This is a genomic window from Sphingobium sp. JAI105, assembly GCF_015752145.1.
GTDB classification, from domain to species: Bacteria; Pseudomonadota; Alphaproteobacteria; order Sphingomonadales; family Sphingomonadaceae; genus Sphingobium; species Sphingobium xenophagum.
This window is the reverse complement of the sequence record NZ_JADOUC010000001.1, coordinates 339,537-361,004: the sequence shown is the minus strand read 5'-3', so window position 1 is coordinate 361,004 and position 21,468 is coordinate 339,537. Positions and strand designations below refer to the sequence as shown.

At 63.6% G+C, this 21,468-nt stretch carries 21 protein-coding genes; 13 read left to right on the top strand and 8 right to left on the bottom strand.

From position 1 onward, the window contains the following. Positions 1-17: 17 nt before the first annotated feature. Both IWY39_RS01570 and IWY39_RS01565 read right to left on the bottom strand, forming a co-directional pair. Positions 18-1,259, bottom strand: coding sequence for a hypothetical protein (locus IWY39_RS01570; protein WP_107125523.1), 1,242 nt, complete (start codon positions 1,257-1,259; stop codon positions 18-20). 85 nt (positions 1,260-1,344) lie between these two features. After that, on the bottom strand, positions 1,345-2,619 hold the full coding sequence (locus IWY39_RS01565) for a hypothetical protein (protein ID WP_181316795.1): 1,275 nt from the start codon (positions 2,617-2,619) through the stop codon (positions 1,345-1,347). Between the two features lie 280 nt (positions 2,620-2,899). On the opposite strand from IWY39_RS01565, the gene gyrA reads away from it, so the two are divergent. Next, positions 2,900-5,563, top strand: a complete 2,664-nt coding sequence (gyrA, locus tag IWY39_RS01560; RefSeq protein ID WP_017182669.1) for a DNA gyrase subunit A — start codon at positions 2,900-2,902, stop codon at positions 5,561-5,563. Beyond that, entirely contained in the window at positions 5,560-5,907 is a 348-nt protein-coding gene (locus IWY39_RS01555) for a DUF952 domain-containing protein (protein ID WP_107125522.1), read from the top strand. Before gyrA ends, IWY39_RS01555 begins: the two co-directional genes overlap by 4 nt. Here IWY39_RS01555 and IWY39_RS01550 read toward each other — a convergent pair. Then, positions 5,886-7,019: a glycosyltransferase gene (locus tag IWY39_RS01550; protein WP_107125521.1), complete on the bottom strand. Its 1,134-nt coding sequence runs from the start codon at positions 7,017-7,019 to the stop codon at positions 5,886-5,888. The two genes, IWY39_RS01555 and IWY39_RS01550, sit on opposite strands and share 22 nt — an antisense overlap. A 53-nt stretch (positions 7,020-7,072) precedes the next feature. Between IWY39_RS01550 and IWY39_RS01545 the strand changes: the two genes are divergently transcribed. From IWY39_RS01545 to IWY39_RS01515, 7 genes are all read left to right on the top strand, one after another. Next, positions 7,073-7,966, top strand: coding sequence for a lysophospholipid acyltransferase family protein (locus IWY39_RS01545; protein WP_107125520.1), 894 nt, complete (start codon positions 7,073-7,075; stop codon positions 7,964-7,966). A 32-nt stretch (positions 7,967-7,998) separates the two neighbouring features. Continuing rightward, on the top strand, positions 7,999-8,643 hold the full coding sequence (locus IWY39_RS01540) for a phosphoribosylanthranilate isomerase (protein ID WP_107125519.1): 645 nt from the start codon (positions 7,999-8,001) through the stop codon (positions 8,641-8,643). 98 nt (positions 8,644-8,741) lie between these two features. Then, the gene (gene trpB, locus IWY39_RS01535) at positions 8,742-9,983 is read left to right on the top strand and encodes a tryptophan synthase subunit beta (RefSeq protein ID WP_107125518.1); all 1,242 of its coding nucleotides are present in this window, start codon (positions 8,742-8,744) and stop codon (positions 9,981-9,983) included. A gap of 2 nt (positions 9,984-9,985) precedes the next feature. Further along, positions 9,986-10,801, top strand: a complete 816-nt coding sequence (trpA, locus tag IWY39_RS01530) for a tryptophan synthase subunit alpha (RefSeq protein WP_181316800.1) — start codon at positions 9,986-9,988, stop codon at positions 10,799-10,801. After that, positions 10,798-11,649 (top strand): acetyl-CoA carboxylase, carboxyltransferase subunit beta, encoded by an 852-nt coding sequence (gene accD / locus IWY39_RS01525; protein WP_017182676.1) that lies wholly within the window; start codon positions 10,798-10,800, stop codon positions 11,647-11,649. The genes trpA and accD overlap by 4 nt, the downstream gene beginning before the upstream one ends. Positions 11,650-11,677: 28 nt before the next feature. Next, on the top strand, positions 11,678-13,000 hold the full coding sequence (locus IWY39_RS01520; RefSeq protein ID WP_107125516.1) for a bifunctional folylpolyglutamate synthase/dihydrofolate synthase: 1,323 nt from the start codon (positions 11,678-11,680) through the stop codon (positions 12,998-13,000). Positions 13,001-13,068: 68 nt separating this feature from the next. Then, positions 13,069-13,512, top strand: coding sequence for a DUF6628 family protein (locus tag IWY39_RS01515; RefSeq protein WP_107125515.1), 444 nt, complete (start codon positions 13,069-13,071; stop codon positions 13,510-13,512). Here the strand turns inward: IWY39_RS01515 and IWY39_RS01510 are convergent. Beyond that, positions 13,497-14,822: an AmpG family muropeptide MFS transporter gene (locus IWY39_RS01510; RefSeq protein ID WP_107125584.1), complete on the bottom strand. Its 1,326-nt coding sequence runs from the start codon at positions 14,820-14,822 to the stop codon at positions 13,497-13,499. The two genes, IWY39_RS01515 and IWY39_RS01510, sit on opposite strands and share 16 nt — an antisense overlap. 78 nt (positions 14,823-14,900) lie before the next feature. After that, positions 14,901-15,359, bottom strand: a complete 459-nt coding sequence (locus tag IWY39_RS01505) for a response regulator (RefSeq protein WP_017182680.1) — start codon at positions 15,357-15,359, stop codon at positions 14,901-14,903. 174 nt (positions 15,360-15,533) lie between these two features. Here IWY39_RS01505 and IWY39_RS01500 point away from each other — a divergent pair, with 174 nt between their 5' ends. Both IWY39_RS01500 and rsmD read left to right on the top strand, forming a co-directional pair. Then, a complete protein-coding gene (locus IWY39_RS01500; RefSeq protein WP_196871316.1) occupies positions 15,534-16,517 on the top strand; it encodes a pseudouridine synthase in 984 nt (327 codons plus the stop codon). Then, positions 16,514-17,065, top strand: a complete 552-nt coding sequence (gene rsmD / locus IWY39_RS01495; RefSeq protein ID WP_019052016.1) for a 16S rRNA (guanine(966)-N(2))-methyltransferase RsmD — start codon at positions 16,514-16,516, stop codon at positions 17,063-17,065. Before IWY39_RS01500 ends, rsmD begins: the two co-directional genes overlap by 4 nt. Here rsmD and IWY39_RS01490 read toward each other — a convergent pair. Continuing rightward, entirely contained in the window at positions 17,050-17,493 is a 444-nt protein-coding gene (locus IWY39_RS01490) for a globin domain-containing protein (RefSeq protein WP_107125513.1), read from the bottom strand. The two genes, rsmD and IWY39_RS01490, sit on opposite strands and share 16 nt — an antisense overlap. Before the next feature lie 108 nt (positions 17,494-17,601). On the opposite strand from IWY39_RS01490, the gene IWY39_RS01485 reads away from it, so the two are divergent. Beyond that, positions 17,602-18,069: an RrF2 family transcriptional regulator gene (locus IWY39_RS01485; protein WP_107125512.1), complete on the top strand. Its 468-nt coding sequence runs from the start codon at positions 17,602-17,604 to the stop codon at positions 18,067-18,069. Here IWY39_RS01485 and IWY39_RS01480 read toward each other — a convergent pair. Continuing rightward, positions 18,038-18,481: a Fe-S oxidoreductase gene (locus IWY39_RS01480; RefSeq protein WP_107125511.1), complete on the bottom strand. Its 444-nt coding sequence runs from the start codon at positions 18,479-18,481 to the stop codon at positions 18,038-18,040. The genes IWY39_RS01485 and IWY39_RS01480 overlap by 32 nt on opposite strands. A 197-nt stretch (positions 18,482-18,678) precedes the next feature. Further along, positions 18,679-19,074: a GFA family protein gene (locus IWY39_RS01475; RefSeq protein WP_107125510.1), complete on the bottom strand. Its 396-nt coding sequence runs from the start codon at positions 19,072-19,074 to the stop codon at positions 18,679-18,681. Between the two features lie 103 nt (positions 19,075-19,177). Here IWY39_RS01475 and IWY39_RS01470 point away from each other — a divergent pair, with 103 nt between their 5' ends. After that, a complete protein-coding gene (locus IWY39_RS01470; RefSeq protein WP_107125509.1) occupies positions 19,178-21,454 on the top strand; it encodes an ATP-dependent helicase in 2,277 nt (758 codons plus the stop codon). Positions 21,455-21,468: the final 14 nt, after the last annotated feature.

Genomic DNA, 21,468 nt, shown 5'->3' with positions numbered 1-21,468 from the left:
GCTGATCCGGCACATCCTCACGCGACCTTGCGGCTTTGTTGATCAACCCAGACGGACCAGAAGCCTGCCACGCTGGCCCAGTTGCCACTGGCCTGGCTCAATGCCGCCTGCGCTCCGGGCAAATCGCCTGATCGCGCCAGCGCCACGCCCAGCCGGGCATTGACACGGCCTGCATCGACACCACCCTTGGCAAGCGCCAGGCGATACTGCTCCACCGCCTGGGGGAACTGGCCCAGCGAAAAATAGCTGTCACCCACCTCCTGCGCGTCCTTGCCGGATGACGCCGCAGCCGCCTTCTTCGCCTGCGCAGGCAGGGCGGCGATTTCCTTGGTCGCCTTGGGCGTTACGGCTTTCAGCAGCGATGCGGTGGCGGGTTGGGTCGCGGTCAGCTTGCCGACCTTGCGCCCTGCCTCGATGATGGATTTGGCCTCGGCGAAATAGCCGGCCTTCTCCGCCAGTTGGGCGTAGGCCTGATAGTCCCGCTCGCTCGCCATCGCGCCATTGGCCGCCTGCAGGCGATACAGGTCGAGCTGGAGCTGCGAATCGATGCCCGCGGCCGACAGATAATTGGTGATCGCCGAGCGCCAGTCTTCCCGCGCGCCCGCCTGGGTCAGCCGTTCGCGATAGAGTTGACCGACCTCGGTCCAGTCGCCCGCCTGATAGGCCATCGAAATTGCCCGGTCGGACCAGGCGAGTGGCACGGGTTGGCCCGACGCCCGCTGACGCGCCAGCGCCTGCTGTACAAACGGCCTTGCCTCCTTGGGCTTGTTGCGGCGAAGGGCAATATCGGCCCGCAGCAGCAGCGCATCTATCCCATCATAGCCAAGGGTCTTGGCATAATCGAGCTGGGCGACCGCATCGTCATAATTGCCCACGGCATAGGAAAGATAGCCCGCGACATAGCGCAGACGCGGCGCATCCTTCTTGGGCAGCTCGTTGGTCTTGAACAGGTCGGTCAGGGCGATACGCTGCGCCTGCACGTCGCCGCGCTGGGCCGCCAGTTCGAACCGCAGCCCCGCCGCGACATAATTTTCAATGTCGGACATGGGCGCCAGAGCCATGATCCGCGCGCTGGCGGTGGCCACGTCACGCGATTGCAGCGCGGCCTGCGCAGCGGCCACATTGGCACGAAACGCATCGGACATGGCGATGACGGGACCGGCAGCAACCTTCTTTTTCGCGAGCGCGGGTGTTGCCACCAGCAACGCCGCAGCCGACCCAATCGGCAGGCCCGCAAAAACACAGGTTAGAAATCGCATAGCCCCAAAAGCCTCCCCGGACGCATCAATATCAGCAAAAAATCAAAAACGCGCCGCCGCCATCAGGGCGACGGCGCGTATTCCGTCAGGCGCCCTTGGTGCCCAGATAGGCGAGCCACAGACCGGCGATCTGCTTGCGCGCGCCGCCCTGTACCGCTTCGAACGCAGCCTTGGCGCCGGCATTGTCGCCGCTCATGGTCTTGGCGATGCCGAGGCGCGTGTTGACTTCGTCCGCATCCACGCCGCCCTTTTCCTTGGCCAGTTCGAACATGGCGGCCGCCTTGGCATAGTCGCCATAGCCTAGGTAGGCGTCGGCGGTCGCCGCGGCGATCTTGCCATTGGCAGCCTTTCTGGAGTCGGCTTCGGCCGCACCCAGCGATCCCTTGTCACCAGAGATCCGCCCCATGGCGGTCTGGTAGAGTTCGCTGCCCTGCGTCGCGTTCAGCACACCCTTGGAACGGCCCAGGTCGATCGACGATTTGACCTCACCATAGATGCCGGTCTTGGACGCCATTTCGGCATATTCGAGGAAGTCACCGGCGACCACCAGACCGCCGGACGCCGACAGAAGGCGCAGCACGTCGAGATTTTCGCGATTCGTGATGTTCGGATTGGCGCGCTGGAACAGCCGCACCAGCGTCCGCAAATTCGCGCCGCTCGGGTCAGCCTGATAGGCCATCTTGGCCCATTCGGTCACTTCGGGCAGCTTGGCCGCTTCGGCCCGGCCAACGCCGATCTGATACCATTGGGCCGGCACCTGCTGCCCGGCAGCCTTCATGGCGTCAGCAGCAGCCTTGAGCGCGGCAAGACCCTGAACGTTGAAACCGCGCGCGGGTTCAGCCGATGCATTGCCGGTTCCCGCCTTGCCGAAATAGGCCTGGGCCAGGGTCGGCTTGATCGCTTCGGGCTTATAGCCCGCCGCAAGCGCGGCCTGCGCCCGCTGGATCGCCAGATCGTAATTTTTGGCAGCCAGCGCCTGATCGGCAGCAACCGCATTGAACTGGCCAGCCTGTTCGGGCGGCGTGAGGCCGCTGTCGAGCATCTGGGCCAATGCTTCACCCTGCAGCGCGTTATCCTTGCTCGCGATGGAGGTGTTCAGCTTGATGGCGCCGATCTGATATTTGTCATCGTTCGACTTCGCCTTGCTGTCGGCGTCAGCCAGGGCAGCCTTGGCGCCTGCGAAATCCTGCGCTTCAGCGGCCTTTTGCGCCGCCTGCAGAGCCTTGATGACTTCGGGCGAAACATTGAGCTTCGGCCCGGCCTTCTTCTCTTCCTTCTTGGCAGCAAAAGCAGGCGCGCTAATCGCGCCACCACCTACTGCCAAAGCCAGTACGAGCGCCACCGGGGTAACAAAACGCATGATCATCATCTCCTCAATGCACCGGGCGGGGGAAGCCATGGGCGACTTTAAGTCTGTTGTGCGCCGATTAGGGGGCGGCGCGTGAATGGCCATTGAACAAGCCTATATCGGCGGATTTTGCAACTGTCATGCGCGCGCTTCGTTCCGAAAGCAGCTGTCATCACCCCGGCCCTGTTGTCTGTCCGTGCGGGCGCGCGCGTGAGCGCGCGAGGGGTGACAGATTTGTTTCGCTCCGCTAGTGCGAACGCAGAAACACATTCCATCCAAAAAGAGAATCGCCTTGAACGACGAGACCAGCCTCGCCGACCCTTCGGACATCAGCCCCGTCAGCATCGTAGACGAGATGAAGGCGAGCTATCTCGACTATGCCATGTCGGTCATCGTGTCCCGCGCCCTGCCGGACGTGCGCGACGGGTTGAAGCCGGTGCATCGCCGCATTCTCTTCTCCGCCCAGGAATCGGGCTTCGTCTATAATCGCCCCTACCGCAAATCGGCGCGTCTCGTCGGCGAAGTCATGGGTAAATATCACCCCCATGGCGACAGTTCGATCTATGACGCATTGGCCCGCATGACGCAGGACTGGTCGATGCGCGTGCCGCTGATCGATGGTCAGGGCAATTTCGGTTCGATGGACCCCGATCCGCCAGCCGCTATGCGCTATACCGAAGCGCGCCTGGCCAAGGTCGCCAACGCCCTGCTGGAGGATCTCGACAAGGATACGGTCGATTTCACCCCCAATTATGACGCATCGGAAAGCGAACCGCAGGTTCTGCCCGCCCGCTTCCCCAACCTGCTGGTCAACGGCGCGGGCGGCATCGCGGTGGGCATGGCGACCAATATCCCGCCCCATAATCTGGGCGAAGTGTTGCGCGCGTGCCTTGCCTATATCGACAATCCCGGCATCACGATCGATGAACTGATCGCGATCGTCCCCGGTCCCGATTTCCCGACCGCGCCGCTGATCCTGGGCCAGTCCGGCGCACGCAGCGCCTATCACACCGGCCGCGGCTCCATCATGATGCGGTCGCGTCATGTGGTCGAGGAAGGGCGTGGCGATCGCCAGTCGATCGTTCTGACCGCCATTCCCTATCAGGTCGGCAAAAACGGTCTGGTCGAAAAGATTGCCGAAGCCGCCAAGGAAAAGCGGATCGAGGGGATCAGCGATATTCGCGACGAATCCAGCCGCGAAGGCGTGCGGATCGTCATGGACCTGAAGCGCGATGCGACCCCCGAAGTCGTTCTGAACCAATTGTGGCGCAACACCCCCGCCCAATCGAGCTTCCCGGCCAATATGCTGGCCATTCGCGGCGGCCGCCCCGAACTGCTGAACCTGCGCGACATCATCGAAGCCTTCGTCAAGTTCCGCGAAGAGGTGATCACCCGCCGCACCAAGTTCGAGCTGAACAAGGCCCGCGACCGGGCGCATATCTTGCTGGGTCTGGTCGTTGCGGTCAGCAATCTGGACGAGATGGTGAAGATCATCCGTGGATCGTCCAGTCCCGCCGAAGCGCGCGAGAAGCTGCTGGCGCGCGAATGGCCGATCGGCGAGATCGCGCCCTATATCCGGCTGGTCGAGGCGATCGACGTCGAAGTGGCCGGGGATTTTTACAAGCTGTCCGACCTTCAGGTCCGCGCCATCCTCGACCTGCGCCTGCATCGGCTGACGGCGCTGGGCCGCGACGAAATCGGCAAGGAACTGGCCGAACTGGCCGACGCGATCGCCGAATATCTGGCGATCCTGGGCGACCGGGTCAAACTCTATGCCGTCATGAGGGAAGAGTTTGAAGAAATTGAACGGGAATTCGCAACACCGCGTTTGTCCGAAATCACCGCCGCTGCCGACGGGATCGAGGATGAAGATCTGATCGAGCGAGAGGATATGGTCGTCACCGTCACGGTGCAGGGCTATATCAAGCGCACGCCGCTGGAGAGCTTCCGCGCGCAGGCGCGTGGTGGCAAGGGCCGGTCGGGCATGGCGACCAAGGATGAGGACGCCATCACCGAATTGTTCGTGACGTCGACCCATACGCCGGTGCTGTTCTTCTCTACCGCCGGCAAAGTCTATCGCATGAAAGTATGGCGCCTGCCCGAAGGCGGCCCGGCGACGCGCGGGCGGCCGATGGTCAACCTGCTGCCGCTTGGTCCCGGCGAAACCATCCGCACCGTGCTGCCGCTGCCCGAAGATGAGGATAGCTGGAAAGATCTGCACGTCATGTTCGCCACCGCGAACGGCACGGTCCGACGTAACAGCATGGACGCTTTTGCCAATGTGCCGAGCAACGGCAAGCTGGCGATGCGTTTCGACGAAGGGAGCGAAGACCGGCTGATCGGCGTCGCGCTGCTGACCGAGAATGATGACGTGCTGCTCGCCACGCGCCAGGGCAAGGCGATCCGCTTTGCCGCAACTGATGTGCGCGAGTTCCAGAGCCGCACGTCGACCGGCGTGCGCGGCATGACGCTCAAGAGCGACGACGAAGTCATCTCCTTGTCCATCCTGCATCGGTCAGGCGCCAATCAGGAACAGCGCGAGGAATATCTCCGCTACGCCCCGTGGAAGCCTGAAAAGGATGGCGAAATGGCCGATCAGGCGATGTTCGCGCTGATGAAGGAGCGTGAGCAGTTCATCCTGACCGTCTGCGCCAATGGATATGGCAAGCTGTCGTCCGCCTATGATTATCGACGCACGGGGCGTGGTGGACAGGGCATCACCAATATCGACAATATCGGTCGCAATGGACCGGTCGTCGGCAGCTTCCCGGTCACGCATGGAGATCATCTGATGCTGGTGACCGATCAGGCCAAGCTGATCCGCATGGGCCTCGACAGCCTGCGCGTCATCGGCCGCAATTCCGCGGGCGTCCGCCTGTTCGACGTGGCCAAGGATGAGCATGTCGTCAGCGCCGCGCGCATCGAAGAAAATGATGAGGACGAAGCCGAGGCATGAGTGATCTGTTCGCCTACAAGATATTGACGGCGGACCAGTATGCGCAGTTGAAGGCCGACGGTGTGTTTGCGGGCGCGCCTGTCGATCTGGCCGATGGCTATATCCACATGTCGACCCGCGATCAGGCGGCGGAGACAGCGGCGAAGCATTTTGCCGGGCAGGATCGGCTGGTGATGGTGATGGTCGACTTGGCTCCGTTCGGCGATGCGATCAAGTGGGAAGAGTCGCGCGGCGGCGCACTCTTTCCGCACCTATATGGCGACCTGCCGTTGAGTGCGGTCGCAGGCAAGGTGGTGCTGCGTATCGGGGAAGATGGGCTGCATCAATTTCCGGCCGGATTCTGATCCATCCGGCACATCTGCACGACCATTCCCCGCCTGACCCAATAATCCCACCCTCCCCAGCGGATGCGCGATGATGATGCAGCGGCGATTTGGACGATGAGATGTGCCCAGGTCACCGCGAAAGGTGCGACAACGTCCCACCACAGCGACCGCCGGGCGCGGCTCGCCTGATCCGGTTCCAGAACGCTGTCCAGGATCGCCCTTCGCGTCAGCGCCCGTCCCCATGCCGCGCCATAGCCGACAGCGATCATCGCGCCGCCACCCCAGGCCAGTGCCCAGACCCAGACTGCTGCCTGTACCGCGACCACCAGCGTTGCCAGCGCCCACATGCCCGGACTGTTGGTGACGATATGCCGATATTGCCGCACACCAAAGCCCAGCACCTGCGCTGCATCGCCCGCCAGCGGGCTGGCCACGAGCAGATCGCGCACGGGCCGCAACCGCAGCTTGGCGCGCCAGCCAGCCAGGCCAATCGCCATGTCGTCGGACAGTCGCCCCGCCATCACCCGGTCAAGGTCCAGCCGATCGGCCACGTCGCGCGTCAACGCCATCGCCCCGCCCCATGGCATGGTCGCGCTGGCGAAGCGCGGCAGGGTCGCCAATTGCATCTCCACCGCGCCGACCAGCGCCAGCATCGGCCCGCGTTCGGGCAAAAGCATGCGGTAGCCGGTGACGATATCCGCCTTTCCCCGGACCAGCGGAAACAGCAAGCGACCAACGAGGCGGGCAGGCGGTTCGATGTCGGCGTCAATGAACAGGACATAGCGATCGTCAGGCCGCAATGCCCGCAACGCCGCGCGCAGCTTGTGGACTTTCTGCCCTTCATCGCTGGCGACCCCGGCATCGACGACCTCCACCCAGCCATTCTCCCGCGCGGCCAAAGCATCGGCGGCAGCGCATTGGCCTGACGTTGCGATCAGCAAGCGGAAGCGCGCCGTCTGGGCTTTCAGCCGGGCGATCAGGTCTGGTCCGCCATCCCAATCGTCACGCACCGATAATAGCATGACCACGCCGTCGGGTGTCTCGATCTTGCGGTCCACCGGCAGGTGGCGCCAGTAGTTGACGACGCCCAGCAGGCTAAGTCCCTGAAGAAATATCCATAGCCACAGCATGTTACGCCAGCGCCCCTTTACCGTCTCGGCCGCTTCTGTATGACGCTATCGCCATGCTCTCCAACCCCTTTCTCTTTGCCCTGCTGCGGCTGTTGCCTGCGCGCATCGCGTCCTGGCTCGGCGGCTGGCTATCGGTCACCTTCGCCCGTCCACGCATGAAGCTGCGCGACACCCGTGCGCGCGCCAATCTGGCGATCCTGCGACCGGACCTTGGGGAGGCGGAGCGCGAGGCGATGCTGACCCGGCGCTGGTTCAATATCGGGCGGACGCTGGGCGAACTGGCCAATATCGATCGGCTCGTCAATGAACGGCATGTCAACGTCATCGACCGGGCCGGCTATCAGGCGGTGTTGGACGGGCCGGGACCAATGATCAGCCTGACCGTCCATACCGGCAACTGGGATTTGCTGGCCGCCCATATCAAGGCGTCGACCGACCGGCCGGGGCTGGGCATATATGACCCACCCGACAATCCAGCGCAGGCCGCACTGCTCAAGAGAGCGCGGCAAAGCTATATGGGCGAAGCGATCAGCGGCGAAGGCGCGGCGCGCGGCGTGTTCAAGCATCTGACCCAGAAAGACCGGGCGACGCTCTATATATTGGTCGACGAGCGGCGGGAGTTGCAGGTCTGGTTCCCGACATTCGGCCGCGACCTGATGCCGTCGGGCAATCTGTCGGTCGCCCTGCGGCTGGCGCGCAAGGTGGGCGCAAAGTTTCTGCCATTCTATCTCGCCCGTACCGATGGACCATATTTCGATCTGCACTGGCATCCGCCGCTCGATCCACGCATCGACAGTGACGCAGACATAGTCGCGACGCTCGACCAGTTTCTGGGGCGGGCCTGTATCGACCATGCCGACCAATGGCTGGCGCTGCATGATATGGACCTGACCCAGCCGGGTCACATGCCCCCGATTCTGCCCGCCAATGCCCCTCCGGTCATGTGACTTCGCGCTGCATCGCGGCTAAAGCCCCTGCCATGTCCCGACTCGCGATCAAGATTTGCGGCCTTTCGACTGCCGATACGGTGGGCGCAGCCGTGCGCGCCGGTGCCAGCCATATCGGCTTTGTCCATTTCCCCAAAAGCCCGCGCCACGTCGATACCGGCCAGATCAGGGCGCTGGCCGCGATCGCCCCTGCCCATGTCGAGCGGGTTGGCGTGGTGGTCGATCCGACCGATGAGTTGCTGGACGAACTGGTCGCTACCGGCGCGCTCACAGCCCTGCAACTCCATGGCAAGGAAAGCGCGCAACGCGCAGCGGCGATCCGCCATCGCTCCGGCCTGTCGGTATGGAAAGCGATTTCGGTCAAGACACGCGCCGACATCGACGCGGCCAGCGCCTATACCGGCGCGGTCGACCGGCTGCTGTTTGACGCCAAGACGCCCCATGGCGCGGCACTGCCCGGCGGCATGGGGCTGCGGTTCGACTGGACCTTGTTGCGCGGTGTGGCGGTGCCGGAACCATGGGGCCTGTCGGGTGGCCTGTCGGTGGACAATGTCGCCGAAGCCGTCCGCATAACCGGCGCGCCCCTGATCGACGTTTCGTCGGGCGTGGAAAGCGCGCCGGGCATCAAGGATATGGACAAGATCATCACCTTCTGCAAAGCGGTTTCCCAATGTTGACGCTGTTCGCCCCTGTCGAGCGCATCGGGACACGATGGCGCTGATCGCTTCCCCGACCGAAGCGAACGCCCATTTTGACCCAAGAGACTGAAACGATCATGACCGACACTATCAGCTTGCCCAACAGCCTGCGCAACCAGCCCGATGCCAGTGGCCATTTCGGCCAGTTTGGCGGACGCTACGTCGCCGAAACCTTGATGCCGCTGATCCTGGACCTTGAAAAAGTCTATCGCGCGGCGAAGGCCGATCCGGCGTTTGAGGAGGAATATGATTATCTCCTCAAGCAATATGTCGGACGCCCCAACCCGCTGTATCACGCAGCCCGACTGACCGAAGCGCTGCGCAAGGATGCGCCTGCCGGAAAAGGCGCGAAAATCTATCTGAAGCGCGAGGAACTCAACCACACTGGCGCGCACAAGATCAACAATTGCATCGGCCAGGCGCTGCTCGCCCGTCGCATGGGCAAGAAGAAGGTGATCGCCGAAACCGGCGCTGGCCAGCATGGTGTCGCGACGGCGACCGTCGCTGCGCTGTTCGGTATGGAATGCAAGATTTTCATGGGCGCCAAGGATGTCGAGCGCCAGAAGCCCAATGTGTTCCGCATGAAATTGCTGGGCGCAGAGGTCATTCCGGTGACGTCGGGATCAGCAACGCTAAAAGATTCGATGAACGACGCGCTGCGCCATTGGGTGTCGAATGTGCATGATACATTCTACATCATCGGCACGGCCGCGGGTCCGCATCCCTACCCCGAACTGGTGCGTGATTTTCAGTCGATCATCGGCAAGGAAATCAAGACGCAGATGATGGAGGCCGAAGGACGCCTGCCAGATATGCTGATCGCCCCGGTCGGCGGCGGTTCCAATGCCATCGGCATGTTCCATCCCTTCCTGGACGACACGGACGTTGCGATGATTGGTGTGGAAGCGGCGGGCGAAGGACTGACCGGCAAGCATGCCGCATCCCTGGCGGGCGGCGCTTCGGGCATATTGCACGGCAACCGCACCTATCTGCTGCAGGATGAGGACGGCCAGATTAGGGAAGCCCACAGCATTTCGGCTGGGCTGGATTATCCGGGCATCGGGCCGGAACATAGCTGGCTGCACGAAATTGGCCGGGTCCAATATATGCCGGTTACCGACGATGAAGCACTGGCGAGTTTCCAGAGACTGTCTGCGCTGGAAGGCATCATCCCTGCCCTCGAATCCGCCCACGCCATCGCTGCGGCGGAGCGGGTTGCGCCGACCATGGATGCGGACAAGATCATCGTCGTCAACCTGTCGGGCCGGGGTGACAAGGATATTTTCACGGTCGCCGACGCGCTCGGCGTGGAGATGTGATGATGGACCGGATGGCTACCCGCTTCGCCGCCTGCAAGGCTCAGGGCCGCGCTGCGCTCATCACCTTCGTGACTGCCGGTGATCCGACCGTCGCGGCCACCCCCGCTATCCTCGACGCGCTGGTCGCCGGGGGCGCGGACATTATCGAACTCGGCATGCCCTTTACCGATCCTATGGCCGATGGCCCGGCGATCGAACTGGCCAATCTGCGCAGCCTGGGGTCCGGCACGAAAACGGCGGATATCTTTTCGATTGCCGCCGATTTCCGCGCACGCCATCCCGACACGCCGCTGGTGCTGATGGGCTATGCCAATCCGATGCTGGTGCGCGGGTCCGACTGGTTTGCCGACCAGTGCAAGGCGGCTGGCGTGGACGGCGTCATCTGCGTCGATGTGCCGCCGGAGGAAGATGCAGAACTTGGTCCTGCGCTGCGCAGCGCGGGTATTCATCTGGTTCGGCTGGCGACGCCCACCACCGACGCCAAACGGCTGCCCGCGGTGCTGGAGGGCGCCAGCGGCTTCCTCTACCATGTGTCGGTGGCAGGGATCACCGGCAAGCAGCAGGCGGCGCAGGCCAATATCGATATGGCCGTCCAGAAGTTGAAGGCCGCGACCGACCTGCCCATCGCCGTGGGTTTCGGCGTTCGTACGCCGGAGCAGGCCGCCGCGATCGGTCGCATTGCCGACGGCGTCGTCGTAGGGTCCGCGATCGTCGATCTGGTCGGGTCGCATGGCGATGCCGCCGCGCCCTTCGTTCAGCAATTCGTCGCCGCCCTGAGCGGTGCGCTCACCGCCAATTCACGGGAAACCGCCGCATGAGCTGGATCAACCGCGTCCGCAAGGCCATCCCCTTCATCGCCAAGAAGGAACAGACCGCCGAAACGCTGTGGCACAAATGCCCATCCTGTTCGGAGATGATCTTCATCAAGGAATGGGAAGAAAATCTGTCCGTGTGTCCGCGTTGCGACCATCATGGCCGTATCGGCCCGTCGGAGCGGTTCGAACATATATTGGACGCCGGCTTCATCCTGCTGCCGACCCCGCATGTGCAGGAAGATCCTCTGAAATTCCGCGACAGCAAGCGTTATCCCGACCGCATCAAGGCGGCGCGGCTGGCGACGGGCGATCATGACGCGCTGATCAACGCGCGGGGCGCGATCGACGATGTACCATTGGTCATGGGCGTGCAGAATTTCGCCTTCATGGGCGGGTCCATGGGCATGGGCGTGGGCGCGGCCTTCATCCAGGGCGTGAATGATGCGATCGCCCATAAATGCCCCTATGTGATCTTCACCGCCGCTGGTGGTGCGCGCATGCAGGAAGGCATCCTCTCGCTGATGCAGATGCCGCGCGCGACGGTCGCGATCCAGAAGCTGCATGCCGCGGGCCTGCCCTATATCGTCGTACTGACCGATCCTACCACGGGCGGCGTCACGGCGAGCTATGCGATGCTGGGCGACATCCAGATTTCCGAACCCAATGCCCTGATCGGCTTTGCCGGACAGCGGGTCATCGAAAGCACGATCCGCGAAAAGCTGCCCGAAGGGTTCCAGCGCGCCGAATATCTGCTGGACCATGGCATGATCGACATGGTGGTCCATCGCGCCGAGTTGCGCGACACGCTGGCGCGGGTCATCGACTATCTGACGCCAAGGGCTGCCGCCTGACATCAAGCCTATAGGGGGGACGGCGCGCATGGCCGATCACGCGGTATCGGATCATCCTGCGGTGCAATCGCAACTCGACCGGCTTTGGTCGTTATCCCCCGGTGCCGATATATTGGGGCTGGAGCGGATAACCACGCTGCTGGAGCGGCTGGGCAATCCCCACCGCGCTCTGCCGCCTGTCTTTCACGTTGCGGGCACCAACGGCAAGGGATCGACCTGCGCCTTCCTGCGCGCGGCGATGGAAGCCGATGGCAAGACCGTCCATGTCTTTACCTCGCCCCATCTGGTCCGCTTCAACGAACGTATCCGGGTGGCGGGACAATTGATAAGCGACGATGCGCTGGCGCGTTATCTGGAGCGTGTTCTGGACATTGCCGAAGGGGTGAATGCCAGCTTTTTCGAGGTGACGACAGCCGCAGCCTTTTTGGCCTTTGCCGAGCATCCGGCCGACGCCTGCATTGTCGAGGTTGGCCTTGGCGGGCGGCTGGACGCCACCAACGTCATCGCCAATCCCGTGGTGTGCGGCATCGCGCAACTGGGCATCGACCATCAGGCCTTTCTGGGTGACACGCTGGCCGCCATTGCGGCGGAAAAAGCGGGGATTGCCAAGCAAGGGGCCGCACTGGTCACGCAAGGTTATGCCGAAACGCTATTCCCGGTGATGATGGACGCGGTCGCGCGTGCGCGAACCAGCTGGATCGGCCAGGGTGATGGCTGGGACGCCGCCGCCTATCGCGACCGGCTGCATTATCGCGATGAACAGGGGCGGCTCGACACGCCGCTACCCCGGCTGGCGGGCGCCCATCAGGTGCAGAATGCCGCGCTGGCCTTTGCCATGTTGCGGCACCAAAACGCTTTACCTTTGTCGGAAGCCGCACTCAAGGCCGCTCCACTGTGGGCGCACTGGCCAGCACGACTCCAGCGGCTCGACCATGGCCCCCTGCTCGCCCCCTTGCCCGATGCGGCAACGGCTTGGCTTGACGGGGGGCATAATGCGGGCGCGGGCGAAGCGATCAGTGCCTTTTTTACCGGCGAGCGGCTGGAGGGACAGAAGCTGCAATTGGTGATCGGAATGCTCGCCAACAAGGATGTCGATGCTTTCCTCTCCCCCTTCGCAGGACGGATCGCGCATATCCACGCATTGCCGGTGCCAGGGCATGAGCATCATGGCGCAGAGCGATTCGCCGCGATCGCGGCGCGCTGGGGCATTGGCTGCACCGCGCATGACGAGCCGACCGCCGCGATCAGGGCGATTGCAGCGGCAGGCCATTCAGCGCCCAAGCTGCTGATCGGCGGGTCGCTTTATCTGGCGGGCGAGATTTTGCGGCTGAACGATCAACTACCTGACTGATTATACTTGCGATTGACTCGCAATAGCGTAACCTGCGGATATCAGACCACCGCAGAAGGCGCACTATCATGGCACATGGAGAGACATCCTCCCTCGACGACCTGCCCCGGCCGATGCCGTCAGGCTATGGCAATCGGCTATTCCTGTTCGTCATGCGTCGCATGGCGAGCGCGGGCGTCAACGACGCGCATGCCGCCAATGCAATGCTGGGCGCATTCGGGCGCAGCTACCGGCGTCCGCTCGTGCTGATGCGGGCAATGATCCTGGAACTGGCGCGCGCGTCGAGCCGCAAGATATTGGTCGCGCCCTGCTGTTGCGCACGGATGACAGTGGACGAGGCGCTGATGATGCAGGCGACGGGGGACGCCCTGCGCGATCCCAACGCGGCCTATGCGCATGTGAGCCGACTATTGGGTAATGACCATGCGCTGGGCGCGCTGACCTGCTTGCAGGCGGTCGCACAGGCGCACGCCGACCTGGGTCGGCCGCTGGAGCTTTATGGCGAGGGGTGATCGCCCGGATCGGTCGCGGCGCTGCCGACGCTGGCATCGATCAGACCGGCGCGCATCATCAGCCAGAACAGGATGATGCCCGGCACTGCCGCCGCCGTGGTGAGCAGGTAGAAATCGACATAGCCAAATTGCTCGATCAGACCACCTGCTGTCGTCCCGGTGAGGAAGCGGCCAACGATGCTGGCGGCGGCGGAGATCAGCGCATATTGGGCGGCAGTAAAGCGCAGGTCGCACAAAGCCGAAAAATAGGCCACTACGGTGACGCCGCCGATGCCGCTGGCGAAATTCTCGAACCCGATTGCGCCTGCCATGCCCCAATTGCTCTTGCCCAGTGCGGCCAGCGCCGCGAAACTGAAATTGGAAACGCCCATCAGGATGAGGCTGAGCAACACCGATCTTTTCATACCTAGCCGGGCGTAGAGAACGCCGCCTACGAATATGCCGATCAGATAAGCCCAGAAGCCGATGCCGATGTCGTAAATCGCAATTTCGTCATTGGTATAGCCCATGTCGTCAAACAGCAGGCGGAAGGTCAGGTTCGCCAGTGTGTCGCCAATCTTGTGCAGCAGGATGAACAGCAGCACGAGCAGCGCGCCCTTGCGCTGGAAAAACTCCATCAATGGCCCTGCGATCGACGGCCAGATTTCACCCAGTCCACGCCGTTCCAGCGGATCGCGATGGCGTTCCGGCTCGCCCAGTAGCAGGCCGGTGAGCATGGCAGGCAAGGCGAAGATGGCGCAGGCAAGATATGCGCCTTCCCAGCCGATCCGCGCCGCCAGTACCAGCGCCAGCGCACCGGCCGCGACCGATCCGATGCGCCAGCCATATTGCGACATGCCCGACCCGACGCCCAATTGTTCAGGCTTCAACAGTTCGATGCGATAGGCGTCGATCACAATGTCGAAAGTCGCCCCGGCGACGCCCACCAATATGGCGGCATAGGCTGTCTGGATCAGGCTGGTGGTCGGATCGACCAAAGCCAGATTGGCAACAGCCGCCATCACCAGCAGACCTGCCAGGAGGAGCCAGGAAACTCGCTGCCCCAGCCGACCGATGACCGGCAGACGGACGCCATCGACAACCCAGGCCCAAAGCCATTTGAGGTTATAGACCAGAAATGCGAGGGTGAAGGCGGTCACCGCCTTCTTGTCGATACCGTCCTGGGCGAGGCGCGTAGTCAGCGTCGCGCCAATCATCGCAAAGGGAAAGCCGGACGATACGCCCAGAAAAAAGGCCGCCAACGGCGCTTTCTGGGCATAGGGCTTTACCGCAGTAAGCCAGCTGTTCGTGCCGGTAATGGCATCCGTCATGATGGTGCGCGTCCCCCGCAAGCCTTTGTTGCGCGCCACCATATGGCCTGATGCGGTGCTGGCAAGCCTGCTATAGGATCAATCGGACGTATCGAACAGGGTAAGGCCGATCGGCGAGCGTGGACGGCGTGCGCCGCGCAGCACGGCATCGACCACGCCGATCGCCGCCACCAGATCGCGCGGGGCATAGGGTTTGGCCAAGCATCCAAGCGCGAGCGCGCGGGCGTCCAGCGGGCAGGCGCCGGTGACGAAGAGAACCGGCAGCCCCTTCGTCGCGGCGTGGCGGGCGACGTCGATCCCGCTGCGGTCGCCCTTCAGGCTAACGTCGGCGATCACGAGATCGAGCCCGCCGCCGTCGATGACGCTGATCGCGTGGTCGTAATCATCCACCGTCGCCGCGATGCGGTAGCCCGCCTGTTCGAGCGCATGTTCATTGTCGAAGGCGACGAGGGGTTCATCCTCCACCACCAGCACGGTGCGGATCGCCTTGCGCCGTCCGGTGCGTGCGCCTTCGCCCTTCACAAACCCGAAAAACATTTGCCGATCCGCCCTGTTTGCGCCATGCCCACCGATCAAACGCCGCGTACCGCGCCGGGTTGCCGGACGAGTGCAATAACGCCCTCGCCCAAGCGCCGGGGCGGCACCGTTCAGCCCGTTGCTGGCTTTCCCGCCATATGGGAAGGGCCAGTGCCCACGAAAAGGAACCCGCCCTTGGAACCGCCGAAAAAATCCGGACCGCCCCGCAGGGCAGGCCCTGGCGGCCCCAAACGCCCGTCCGGCGCTGGCGCGCCGGGCCGCAAGGCCGATGGAAAGCCGCGCTCTGGCAAGCCGGGGGACGGCACCACCGGACCCGCCGCCAGCGCCAAGCCTTGGGGTCGCAAGCCCGGTTTCAAGAAGCCGGGCGCCGGGGCCAAGACGCCCGCCAATCCGCATCCCGCCCATGCCGCCGCGGCCAGCGATGGCAAGGGCGAACCGCAGCGCATCGCCAAGCTTCTGGCGCGCGCGGGGGTCGCTTCGCGGCGCGAGGTCGAGCGGATGATCGAGGAAGGGCGCGTGACGCTGAATGGCGTGGCGGTCGAGACGCCGGCAACCTTGCTGGCGTCGCTCCATGGCGTGGCGGTCGATGGCGTGGCGATTGCCGCGCCGCCCCCTGCCCGGCTGTTCCTGTTCCACAAGCCGACCGGCTTCCTGACGACCGAGCGCGATCCCGCCGGACGGCCGACCATCTATGACAAGCTGCCTGCCGATCTGCCGCGGGTGATGCCCATCGGCCGGCTGGACATGACCACTGAAGGGCTGTTGCTGCTGACCACAGATGGCGGGTTCAAGCGGCAGATGGAACTGCCCTCAACCGGGGTGCCACGCACTTACCGGGCCCGCGCCTTTGGCGAGGTGAGCCAGCAGCAACTGGAGGATCTGTTCGACGGGATCGAGATTGAGGGCGTTCGCTACGGCCCGATCGAGGCCAATCTGGAACGGCGCACCGGACGCAACCAGTGGATCGAGATGACCCTGACGGAGGGCAAGAACCGTGAAGTCCGCCGGGTGCTGGAACATCTGGGGTTGCAGGTCAACCGACTGATCCGCACCAGCTATGGCCCCTTCCTGCTGGGCGACCTGCCGCCCGGCGCGGTCGAGGAAATACGCCAGCATGACCTGGTCCAGTTCAAGGCCAGCCTGAAGGACAGCAAATGAGGATAATATCCGGCCAATGGCGCGGTCGCCCGCTGACCGCGCCGAAGGGCGACGCGACCCGACCCACCGCCGACCGGACCCGCGAGACGTTGTTTTCGATGCTCGTCAGCCGGATCGGATCGTTCGAGGGGCTGGCGGTCGGCGACTTTTTCGCCGGGTCGGGAGCGCTGGGGTTCGAGGCGCTCTCGCGCGGCGCGGCGACATGCCTGTTCGTCGAGCAGGACAAGCTGGCGATCGATTCGATCCGCGCCAATGGCGAAAGGCTGGGCATCAGGCCCGACATCAGGGCGTCTAGCGTCCTGTCTCTGGGGTCCGCGCCCAAGCCATTGGACCTCATCTTCATGGACCCGCCCTATGGCACGGGGGCGGGACAGGTTGCGCTCGACAAGCTGGGGCGGCTTGGCTGGACCGGGCCTGCAACCTGGATCAGCATCGAGACCGACCGGCGCGAGGATGTCGAGGTGAAGGGCTTTGCCATCGACGCCGTGCGTGACGCGGGCAAGGCGCGGATCACCATATTGCGGGCAGTGGATCAGGCGGCTTCGTAAGCCGCCGCCTCCTTGGCGATCAATATGTTTGCAAGAAAGCCGTAGGCTTCCGCCCAGGCGTCCAGCACTGCGTCCGTCGCGACCTCTTCGCCCAATGTCTCCCGGATGGCAGGCAGCAGGGCTGCGGCAACCTTGGGATAATGTTCCGGCCGGACCCCAGTTTCGACATGGCGCGCGACCATGCGGGCGACCGCGCTGTCGAGCGCACCCAGCTTGTCGATATTCTCCGCATGGCCAAGGATCGCCGCAGCCAGACGCCTGGGCTGTTCGCCGCTTGCCTGTGCAGCCTGATCGAACATCGCCTTCACCTCTTCGTCCTGAAAGAGCCTGGCGTACATGGCCGTCGTGATGGCGACGCCATGCTGGCGCAGGGCGGGACCAGTGGATTTGACGATTGCGATGGTGGAAGCCGACAGTGAGCTGGACATATAAACGCCTTTCGACAGACTCGATAAGCGGTATTTAATTTGCATCTTTTAAGATGTAAACAGGATATATGTTTTAACCTGCCTGTCGCAGGATTAACGAACGAACCCATGCAACTGACCCGACACACCGATTATGCGCTGCGCGTGCTGATTCATCTGGCAGCATCGCCAGACGGGCGGGCGACGATTGCGCAGATTGCCGACGCCTATGGACTGTCGCGCAATCATCTGATGAAGGTGGTGCATGGTCTGGCGCAGGGTGGCTTTATCGCGACCCAGCGCGGGCGCGGCGGTGGCTTTTCGCTCGCACGCGCGCCGGAAGAAATCAGCATCGGCGCGGTGGTCCGGCATAGCGAGCCGGACATGAGAATGGCCGACTGTGCGAGCTGCCCGATCAGCCCATCCTGCGGGCTGACCGGCATATTGGCGCAGGCCGCCGCTGCGTTTCTGGCCGTGCTGGACCGGCACAGCCTGAGCGATGCGACCCGCGACCGGGCCGGACTGGCAGCGATCATCGCTATCCTGCCCGGCCCGGATGCATTGGTCAGCGGCGACGCGCCTTGCGCGCCTCGCTAGGATTGATGCAACTGTCCTGCACGGTTTTCGAACAGACAGGATAGTCCTTCGCCTCCGCCGGGGGCGGGGTCATGTTGCCGCCTACGGTCACAGGGTTTGCAGCCGATCCGACGGGCGCGGCCGGATCATTGGGAACGCCAGCAGGCGCCGGGTCCATGCCGGGGTCTGCCGGAACAGCGCCGGTCGGCATCCCTGCATTGGGATCAGCAGGCGTTGCCGGAGCAGTTCCGGGTGCGGCAGGCGCCGTCATGGCCGGGTCTGCTGGCATGGCGGGGGCAGCAGGATCGGCAGGCGGCGCCATGTCGCCAGCGGGCGGCTGGCTCACCGGAGCCGGGGTTTCCTGCGCAGTGGCAACGCCTGTAACGGCGGCAAAACTGAGCATTGCGGCGCTGGCCAGCATGATCGACTTCATCGGAAAATATCCTTTCCTTCTTTTCTTATGGCCCCATTACGCGGGGAAGAGTGAGCGAAGAACCGGAGTCGTGACGCGCCCGTTCCGGCTGTGGCGGTGAGCCGTGCCGGATGCGCCATGAGATGAAGCAGGAGTGATCGTCTGGCCAATGGGCGCAAGAGAGGGGCATCTGCCCTTCCCTCCCGTATCGAACCGCCTTATTCGCCGGGAAAGCGATCGAATTTTGGCAGGTCGTTAGCCGTTGCCATCCATGGCGGCGCTTCGGCCATCTGGATATGCGCCTGGGGCGGAAAGGCCGACTGATCGTCAAGCGTCGCGGTCTGAATATCGATACCGCCGGGGAAGATGGCGGGATTGGTATAGAACAGCCCGGTACCGCACGTTCCGCAAAAATGACGGGTGGCGTTCTGGGAGGATTGATAGGCGACCGGCGTGCCTTCAATGCTCACCGCATCCCGCTGAAACAAGGCCCAACCGACCATCGGCGCGCCGGAACTGGCGCGGCAATCGGCACAGTGACAGATGGCGCTATGTGCGGGCTCCCCGCTGACTTCGTAGCGGATCGCGCCGCACTGACATTTCCCCGTCGCCATGATTCGTCCTCCCTTGCACAATTCCCCTTTTGTTCTCATAGAAGGCGCGTCACTGCAAGGCTGACGCCTTGCCCCCGCCCCTGCCCAGCCCTAGTTGTTGTCCATGAACGTTCCCGCTCCCTCCTCCACCGACCCCGACTATATCAAGGGCCTGAACCCGCCGCAGCGCGAAGCGGTGCTGACGACCGAAGGGCCAGTGCTGGTGCTGGCGGGTGCCGGAACGGGCAAGACGGCTGCGCTGACCGCGCGTCTGGCCCATCTGGTCGCGACCCGGCGCGCCTGGCCATCCGAAATCCTGTCCGTCACCTTCACCAACAAGGCGGCGCGGGAAATGCGCGAACGGGTGGGGCGTATGATCGGTCCGGCAGTCGAGGGGATGCCATGGCTGGGCACATTTCACGCGATCGCGGCCAAGATGCTGCGGCGTCATGCCGAACTGGTCGGGCTGCAATCCAATTTCACGATCCTGGATACGGACGACCAGTTGCGGCTGATGAAGCAGTTGATTCAGGCCGAAGGGATTGACGAGAAGCGCTGGCCCGCGCGGCAATTGGGCGGCTTGATCGACCAGTGGAAGAATAAGGGCTGGACCCCGGACGACATCAGCGCGGGCGAGAGCGAGGGTTATGCCAATGGCAAGGGGCAAAAGCTGTACGCCGCCTATCAGGCCCGGTTGCGCGCAGTTAATGCCTGTGATTTCGGGGACTTGCTGCTGCATGTTCTGACGATATTGAAAAGCCATCGCGACGTGCTGGAAAGCTATCAGCAGCGGTTCAAATATATCATGGTGGACGAATATCAGGACACCAACTCCAGCCAATATCTGTGGCTGCGGCTGCTGGCGCAGACGCGCAAGAATCTGTGCTGCGTGGGCGATGACGACCAGTCCATCTATTCCTGGCGCGGGGCGGAAGTCGCCAATATCCTGCGGTTCGAGAAGGATTTTCCCGGCGCGAAGATCATTAGGCTGGAACAAAATTATCGCTCCACCCCGCATATATTGGGCGCGGCATCGGGCGTGATCGCCGAAAATGGCAATCGGCTGGGCAAGACATTGTGGACCGACATCGACGTGGGCGAGAAGGTGCGCGTCGTCGGCATATGGGACGGGCCGGAAGAAGCGCGGCGGGTCGGCGAGGAGATCGAGGCGATCCAGCGCGATGGCGGGTCGCTCGACGAAGTCGCGATCCTGGTTCGGGCGCAGCACCAGACGCGCGAGTTTGAGGATCGCTTCATCCAGATCGGGATGCCGTACCGTATCGTCGGCGGCTTCCGCTTTTATGAACGGGCCGAAATCCGCGATGCGCTGGCCTATTTGCGACTGGTGAACCAGCCCGCCGACGATCTGGCGTTCGAACGGATCGTCAATGTTCCCAAGCGGGGTCTTGGCGACAAGGCGGTGGAGAAATTGCACCGGCTGGCTAGGGCGGAGGGGATACCGCTGCTCCACGCGGCGGCGCGCATCCTCGACACGGACGAACTGACGCCGCAGGCGCGCCGGTCGCTGGGCGCTTTCGTGGGCGATGTGGCGCGCTGGCGCGACCGGGCGGCCACCCTGCCCCATGCCGAACTGGCGCGGCAGATGTTGGACGAGAGCGGCTATACCGCGATGTTGCAGGCCGAGCGATCGACCGAGAGCGCCGGGCGGCTGGAGAATCTGGGCGAACTGGCGCGGGCGATGGAGGAATATGAGACGCTGGGCGCGTTTCTGGAGCATGTCAGCCTCGTCATGGACAATGAAGCGCAGCAGGAAGAGCGCAAGGTCACGATCATGACGATTCATGCCGCCAAGGGACTGGAGTTTGATTCGACCTTCCTGGTGGGTTGGGAGGAAGGGATTTTCCCGTCGCAGCGGGCGCTGGACGAAGGCGGCCTCAACAGCCTGGAGGAGGAACGGCGGCTGGCCTATGTTGCGATCACGCGGGCGCGCAAGCGCTGCACGATCCTGCACGCCGCGAATCGGCGCATCTATGGCCAATGGACCAGCAGCATCCCGTCGCGTTTCGTCGGCGAATTGCCGCCGGAGCATGTCGATGCGGAAAGCAGCATGAGCGGTGGCGCATCCCTGTGGCGCGCCAACTGGTCGGAACGGGACGATCCGTTCGCCCATGTCGGGCGCGGCGAAGGGCGCGGGCCGGGGTGGCAGCGGGCGCAATCATCCGGCCAGTTCAGCCGCGAGCCGGTGCGGATCGTGGAGGCGCGCACATCGGCCGTGTCGATCGGCAACAAGGGGCGCAGCGACATGGCGTTGGGCCTGCGCGTGTTTCACCAGAAATTCGGCTATGGCACGGTGGCGGAGATTGAAGGCAACAAGCTGGAAATCGAGTTCGAAACGGCCGGGCGCAAGCGCGTGATGGACAGTTTCGTGTCCATCCCCTGACCCGGCGTGACGGG

Coding starts and splice junctions, on each gene's coding strand:
- IWY39_RS01570 (WP_107125523.1), bottom strand. CDS start 1,259: ATGCGATTTCTAACCTGTGTTTTTGCGGGCCTGCCGATTGGGTCGGCT.
- IWY39_RS01565 (WP_181316795.1), bottom strand. CDS start 2,619: ATGCGTTTTGTTACCCCGGTGGCGCTCGTACTGGCTTTGGCAGTAGGT.
- IWY39_RS01555 (WP_107125522.1), top strand. CDS start 5,560: ATGAGTGATCTGTTCGCCTACAAGATATTGACGGCGGACCAGTATGCG.
- IWY39_RS01550 (WP_107125521.1), bottom strand. CDS start 7,019: ATGCTGTGGCTATGGATATTTCTTCAGGGACTTAGCCTGCTGGGCGTC.
- IWY39_RS01545 (WP_107125520.1), top strand. CDS start 7,073: ATGCTCTCCAACCCCTTTCTCTTTGCCCTGCTGCGGCTGTTGCCTGCG.
- IWY39_RS01540 (WP_107125519.1), top strand. CDS start 7,999: ATGTCCCGACTCGCGATCAAGATTTGCGGCCTTTCGACTGCCGATACG.
- trpB (WP_107125518.1), top strand. CDS start 8,742: ATGACCGACACTATCAGCTTGCCCAACAGCCTGCGCAACCAGCCCGAT.
- trpA (WP_181316800.1), top strand. CDS start 9,986: ATGGACCGGATGGCTACCCGCTTCGCCGCCTGCAAGGCTCAGGGCCGC.
- accD (WP_017182676.1), top strand. CDS start 10,798: ATGAGCTGGATCAACCGCGTCCGCAAGGCCATCCCCTTCATCGCCAAG.
- IWY39_RS01520 (WP_107125516.1), top strand. CDS start 11,678: ATGGCCGATCACGCGGTATCGGATCATCCTGCGGTGCAATCGCAACTC.
- IWY39_RS01515 (WP_107125515.1), top strand. CDS start 13,069: ATGGCACATGGAGAGACATCCTCCCTCGACGACCTGCCCCGGCCGATG.
- IWY39_RS01510 (WP_107125584.1), bottom strand. CDS start 14,822: ATGACGGATGCCATTACCGGCACGAACAGCTGGCTTACTGCGGTAAAG.
- IWY39_RS01505 (WP_017182680.1), bottom strand. CDS start 15,359: ATGTTTTTCGGGTTTGTGAAGGGCGAAGGCGCACGCACCGGACGGCGC.
- rsmD (WP_019052016.1), top strand. CDS start 16,514: ATGAGGATAATATCCGGCCAATGGCGCGGTCGCCCGCTGACCGCGCCG.
- IWY39_RS01490 (WP_107125513.1), bottom strand. CDS start 17,493: ATGTCCAGCTCACTGTCGGCTTCCACCATCGCAATCGTCAAATCCACT.
- IWY39_RS01485 (WP_107125512.1), top strand. CDS start 17,602: ATGCAACTGACCCGACACACCGATTATGCGCTGCGCGTGCTGATTCAT.
- IWY39_RS01480 (WP_107125511.1), bottom strand. CDS start 18,481: ATGAAGTCGATCATGCTGGCCAGCGCCGCAATGCTCAGTTTTGCCGCC.
- IWY39_RS01475 (WP_107125510.1), bottom strand. CDS start 19,074: ATGGCGACGGGGAAATGTCAGTGCGGCGCGATCCGCTACGAAGTCAGC.
- IWY39_RS01470 (WP_107125509.1), top strand. CDS start 19,178: ATGAACGTTCCCGCTCCCTCCTCCACCGACCCCGACTATATCAAGGGC.